We start from the raw sequence: 5,531 nt of genomic DNA, 5'->3' as shown, positions 1-5,531 counted from the left end.
CCAAGGACTGGGAAAAATCCATCGCCTCCGCCGAAGCATGGATCAACGTCGCCCATATCCGCCTCACAACCAGGCGTCTCGCAAGGTATTGTTTCAATTCATAGAGTTTCGAGTCGGGCTCTGAGGAAGCGCTCGCCCAATCCCTTGACGGTCGGGGCCTTCCGCGCCTGATCGAGTTCCTGGGCGGGATCGCGGCCAGCCTTGGCCTCTGCGAGAATTTCGTGCGCCCGGATCCGGGCCTGCTCTGGCGTGATGGCGCCGTGGGGGCCGATGGTGATCCGGCGCAGACGCCCTTTCACCCGGCTCATCACCATGTAGACCTTGCGCCCGCTGGGCCAGACCCGCAGGCCGAACCCTTTGAGTTCATCGTCCCAGTGCATCGATTCGGTGCTGCCGGGAGCGATCTGGTCCACCACCCGTTTGGTTAATTTCGCCATCGAACCCCTCCCACCGGCGTCGCCTGTCCTCAACCTGAAGGTCGGGTGCAGGTAACGCATAGGTAACAGTTGAGAGCCGAATTGATGATGGGGAAGGGTATCATGATCGTAGAGCGTATGGAATAATAATGTTTTACATCAGTATATTGTCGCATGTGCGCGTAGGAGGGCGAAGGTCGGTCGGTGGGGTTTTATCAAACTCATAACCTGAAGGTCGTAGGTTCAAATCCTGCCCCCGCAACCACTTTTGTTATAACTCGCTCCAATGCGAGATTTGATCCAACCCCCCGCAGGCTAACCCCTTGCGGGGGTTTCGCTTTGTGCGCCCAGCATGGGCGCGTTCTTGCGGGTGGAAGTCCCGTCGCAAGCTGGTCACAGCGAGCGAAGAGAAGCGCAACTGCGGAAGGGCGACCGACCGTGGGGAGGAAGCGTGGATCGAAGCCGCGGGCCGATGGACAAGAACCGGATACGAGGCGTTGCCGACCAGGGCGAGCGGGCAGAGATCCGCGAAGCTCTTGTGACCAAGGGGGAGCGGCGTAAATCCGGCGGTCGTGCGGTGAAGGAGCGCGTTCTTACCTGGGGAGATCCCGCCTTGCGCCTGAAAGGGCGACGGTGTTGAGCCGGAGCGGGAAGTCAGCAGAGGCCGTAGTAGCCAACGGGCGACCGCTGGCGAAGGGCCGAACGAGAGAGAGTGACTGACGTTCCCCCGAGGATGAGCAAGGCCATGCGTCAGATGCCGGATGCGTCCGGAAGGCAGGAGAGGGCGACGGGTGAAGCCTGTCGGGGCTCTCGTCTTGACGAAGCCGAGCCCCCGCCTCGGGCACCGAACGACACAGGCGCAGGACTGCTTTCGGCGGTTCTGGCGCGAGGGAACCTTCAGCGGGCCTGGAAGCAGGTGCGAGCCAACAAGGGCGCGGCGGGAGTGGGCGCCCGGCGTGGATGCCCACGGTCTACTCGTGTAAATTGACGTGAGCGTAGCGAAAGGGCGCAGGGGGATGGCCAAGATCATCAGGAAACATCCGGAAACCGGGGAAGTTTTCCGTCCTCATCGATTCCGGGATGGCCTGTACCGAGTCGCGGACCCGGCCCTCGGCAGCAAGAAGCACCATGCCGAGAACCAGATCCCGGCCGCCGAGCAGGAGATCGCTGGATATGTCCGGCGCGGCTTCCTCCTACGCATGCGGGGCGAACTGAACGGCCAGGTCAACCTGGTCCGGCCCGAGGAGATCGAGATCATCGGGGACAGCCGGGTAGCGGCACCGATGGCCCCCGGTGAACCGCCGAAGGTCGAGTCTGCGTCGATGCCTCCGGCACCTGTTCCAGCCCCGCTTGCCATCTCGCCCGGCGGGATGCTGCCGCTCCACGGTCGCATCACCTGTGCGGACTGCTTCCCCGACCGACGCGCTCAATGGGGGGAGACGACGCTGGAACGCGCCGGATGGCGGCTGACCAACAATCCCATGGCCTGGGGCGGCCAGCGGCCTGAGATCCTGGTGCTCGGCTTCTCGAAGGGGGCGACGCAGGACGCCGCCATCTTGACCAAGCGCCATGAGGACGTGGCCTTCGCCCGGGGCCGGAAGGCTCTCGGACGAATCCTCGACACCCTTGGCCTTTTCTTGGCTGGGCGGTCGATCGACGACCTGATCGCTGCGCCCGACGGCCCGATGGCGTTCGGATCGCTGATCCGTTGCTCGGTGGCCAAGTCCGACGGCAAAGGCGGCTGGTTCCAGAGCGGTGGCGATATCCTAGGGTCTTGCCTCGCCGATCAATCCTTCGGCGACATCATCACCAACTGCATCCGCCGCCACTTGGCGAACCTACCCGACTCCCTGAAGCTGGTGGTGATGCTCGGTAACGGCGCCGGATATATCGACGGCTGTCGGCGGGCGATTGCCAGCGTGCGACCAGGGATCAGGTCGGTGAATGACGTGGCCTACGGCGACGACCAGGTGATGTTCGTCCACACCATCCACTTCGCCGCGCAGGGGCGCTTGGTGCCGGAATGGTGCGAGGCCACCGAGGGCACGCAAGCCCAGAAGCGGAAGCTAGCGCAGCATGCCATCTCCGGGTGGGGCGCCCAGCCTTGAGGTTCTCGCAACTCTATGTGAACGGCGAAGACCGCACGACCGAACTCAATGAGATTGCCCGGATCATCCGCTTGGAGGAGTTTGTGCCTGGGCGCTACAGCGCCCTGCTGCTCATCCAGTTGGCGACGTCCTATCTGTCCGGCGGGCTGAACTACCACAAGGTCATGCGCGAGATCGACGCGCTGGAGCGCGGCCAGCCGACAACCACGAAGTCGCCGACCATGTTCAAAGGCCCCCTTCTTGGCGGGCTGTGGCACAAGCACTATTTCGCCGACGGCGTGGGCGCCATGATCAAGAACCTGATCAACGGCATGAACCGGAACGGCTTACCGTGGATCGAGGAGCGTGCCCGTCAGGTCACCGAGTCCGGCGAGGATTATTACCTGACCGAGGAAGATGCCGCCCGGATCGCCCACGATGCCGTCATCGGCAATTGGGAACGGCGGTCGGCCGGGCGCCAGTTCACGGGCGAGTGGATCATCTACGCCCAATACGAGGGCCGGAACCATTACCTGTGTCTCGCCAACCACCGAGACGGTGATGACCGGATTAGGGCGCAGATCGACGAGATCTGCGTCGCTGAATTTCCGTTCTTGGTGGACATATTGGCGGCGAACTAATCCTCGATGTTCTATCCGTTTGCCCTGATCTTTGGCGGTGGCAGTTCCTTTGCCTTTCGGGACGGTTAGAGGGTGGCGCTCCGGCCAAGGAGACGCAGTTCATGCAGCGGAAACGGCTTGCGTGTGTCATCGCTGAATTGTGCATGGACCTGGCGCAGCCGGTGGGTCAGCAGCGCGAGAGATTGGAAATCATCATCGGGCTGGCAGAAGACGACGCAGATCTCATCCAGCTGCATTAGCTGCCGCACGGCGTCATCCCGGCGCACGTTGCTGTCCTCGGGCAGATGCCGTGAGATGACGGAATTTCCCTTCACCGTCTTCGCCGACCGGGGCGCAACCTTCAGAGCGTAGAAGGTCCGCTCGGCGCCTTCCCAGGCGAAGAAACCAGAGACGTCCTTGTTCTCTCCCTCATGATAGTGCGTGGGCTGCTTCTTTGGATCCGGGCTGACCCTGATGATACGGGTGTTGGGCAGCTTGCTCGGGGTGAAGGTTTGATTGGTGACCGGCAGGTGGTCGAAGATCAGCTTGCCGTTCTGCAGTCCCGGCCACTTGTGGGCGATGGTCTCCGCCTCGGCGATCACGGCGCAGGCACCGTGGCTATCGATCTGCTCCAACACATTGGCGAAGAAGGCCCCGTACTTCTGCTCGGTCTCGTCGTCGCGGGAGCGGCCGAACTTGCCGTAATTTCCTGACAGGATGCGAAGACCGGCCTCGGCATACGGGATCCATTCCGGTTCGCCGTTCTCGGTAGGCACTGCACATTCGAGCGCCCCTTGGCGGACGCGGGCAGCCAGAGGGAAGGCATGGCTGGCCCGGGTGCCACCGCCCACGATCTCCTTGTTCAACTGGATCACCGTGATCGCGGCTGGGGCGTAGCCGAGTGTTTCGTCATTGGTCGGCACCACGCCGAGCATGCGGACGCAATCCCGCACCGCCATCCGATACTTGTCCGCCGCCTGCTCGGCATCGACCAAGACCACCTGGGGGAGGATGCGGTGGCGAGCGAGTTCCCGCTTGGCCATCGCGTAGGGATCCGTCCAGGTGTCCTCCTTCAGTTCCGCATTCATCTCCAGGATCGAGCACGCCACGGCGGCGCCATTGCCACGGACTTGCCTTACGTGGTCGGCCATGGCCTCTTCGACCGTGCGATTCCGTTCCTCTTGCTTGACCCGCCGCACCAGGGAAATTTGGGCGGTGGTGCGCCCGATCTTCTCCTCCTCGGTGACTTCGACCTTGGGCAACCTCAAGCTCAGCGGACCGGCGGAGGAAGAAATCACGCTGATGGACAACTGCTCGTCGGCCCAGCGGAACGTCACGCCCTCTCGTCCGGTCGGCTCGCCGAAGAACTTGATGATTTCCTCGACGACGGCGGTCGGCGTGCCGTCCAGTTGATGAAAAACGAAGAGGTCCAAGTGGTTGTCGGGATTGCCGAGGCGAGCAAGCGCCTTCGCCAACGCCTTGCGGCGGTCGCCATGCTCGCCCTTGTCTCCGAAGGGCTTCTCGACGCCCAGGCTACGCCTCAGCCGGGCCAAGGCGCCGACGCGCTGGAACCCAGCCTCGGCGAAGGCGCCATCGAGCGAATTGGCGATGTCCATTCGATCGAACCAGCCGACGCCGCTTCCGCCTGGGAGATAACGGTCGCCGTGGACATTGCCGAGGCGGGGTAAGGCCCATAGCCCCTGATCGTTGGCGACCGGCGAGACGACATCGCCGCCGTCGACCTTGTTGCTCCCGGACAGGCGGCGGACCAGATCGAGGACTCGTTCATCTTCCTTGTGGTTCCAATAGGCCACGATAGAGCGTTCGGGTTTGGTCTTGTTCTGCCTCGGCCGGAATTCGAAGGACGAATGCTGATACAAGGGCACCACATCATCATCACCCATCTGACCGGGTATGAAGACGTCCATGCGCCGGGTCGGATCTGAATTGGTTGACCAGCGGCTGATCGTGCCCCAGTTCCGGATAGACGGCCGGGCCAAGATGTGGATGCCGGGGCGTTCGGGGAACGTCGCGGCCGAGACGGTGATAACCTCAGACCAGAAGCAGTCGGGTTTGTTGGGGGCGCGCTTAGGTGGGAACGCGACCAATTCGAGGCCGTCGAACGGTGAGGCCTGTGCCGTCTCCAAGACCAGCAGCTTGGTTTCGCCCGACCGGAAGGTTATGCGCTTCCCTGCCAACGCCCGGGCGGCATGGGCGGTCAGGGTGTCATACAGCATGCCGTCCTCAGGGACGGCACAGGCGCCGGGATGTTCCTTCAGTTTAGAGCGCGTTGACATTCATTTGGTCCAGATGAATGCGCTGACGAGGCTGAGGAAGGACAAGAAGGCCCTTGGCGTCTGGTCGTAGCGGGTGGCAATGCGCCTGAAGTGCTTGATCTTGAGGAAGAA

The 5,531-nt window shown here is 62.8% G+C and carries 4 protein-coding genes and 1 pseudogene; 3 read left to right on the top strand and 2 right to left on the bottom strand.

The genetic code is table 11. The features are described 5' to 3' along the window. Positions 1-104: pseudogene (locus tag ACFSNB_RS18315) on the top strand (IS5/IS1182 family transposase); the annotation flags it as partial. Here ACFSNB_RS18315 and ACFSNB_RS18310 read toward each other — a convergent pair. Further along, positions 99-437, bottom strand: coding sequence for an Arm DNA-binding domain-containing protein (locus ACFSNB_RS18310; protein ID WP_377319215.1), 339 nt, complete (start codon positions 435-437; stop codon positions 99-101). The pseudogene ACFSNB_RS18315 and the gene ACFSNB_RS18310 overlap by 6 nt on opposite strands. A gap of 995 nt (positions 438-1,432) precedes the next feature. Here ACFSNB_RS18310 and ACFSNB_RS18305 point away from each other — a divergent pair. Together ACFSNB_RS18305 and ACFSNB_RS18300 are read left to right on the top strand one after the other, a co-directional pair. Then, a complete protein-coding gene (locus ACFSNB_RS18305) occupies positions 1,433-2,524 on the top strand; it encodes a hypothetical protein (RefSeq protein ID WP_377319213.1) in 1,092 nt (363 codons plus the stop codon). Further along, positions 2,521-3,144: a hypothetical protein gene (locus tag ACFSNB_RS18300; RefSeq protein WP_377319211.1), complete on the top strand. Its 624-nt coding sequence runs from the start codon at positions 2,521-2,523 to the stop codon at positions 3,142-3,144. Before ACFSNB_RS18305 ends, ACFSNB_RS18300 begins: the two co-directional genes overlap by 4 nt. Positions 3,145-3,209: 65 nt before the next feature. On the opposite strand, the gene ACFSNB_RS18295 is transcribed toward ACFSNB_RS18300, so the two are convergent. Beyond that, on the bottom strand, positions 3,210-5,360 hold the full coding sequence (locus ACFSNB_RS18295) for an RNaseH domain-containing protein (protein ID WP_377319209.1): 2,151 nt from the start codon (positions 5,358-5,360) through the stop codon (positions 3,210-3,212). Positions 5,361-5,531: the final 171 nt, after the last annotated feature.

The organism is Phaeospirillum tilakii (genome assembly GCF_042683125.1).
In the GTDB taxonomy this organism is placed as follows: Bacteria; Pseudomonadota; Alphaproteobacteria; order Rhodospirillales; family Magnetospirillaceae; genus Phaeospirillum; species Phaeospirillum tilakii.
Note: the sequence above shows the minus strand (reverse complement) of the source record. Positions and strands in the feature narration are given on the sequence as shown.

Coding starts and splice junctions, on each gene's coding strand:
- ACFSNB_RS18310 (WP_377319215.1), bottom strand. CDS start 437: ATGGCGAAATTAACCAAACGGGTGGTGGACCAGATCGCTCCCGGCAGC.
- ACFSNB_RS18305 (WP_377319213.1), top strand. CDS start 1,433: ATGGCCAAGATCATCAGGAAACATCCGGAAACCGGGGAAGTTTTCCGT.
- ACFSNB_RS18295 (WP_377319209.1), bottom strand. CDS start 5,360: ATGCTGTATGACACCCTGACCGCCCATGCCGCCCGGGCGTTGGCAGGG.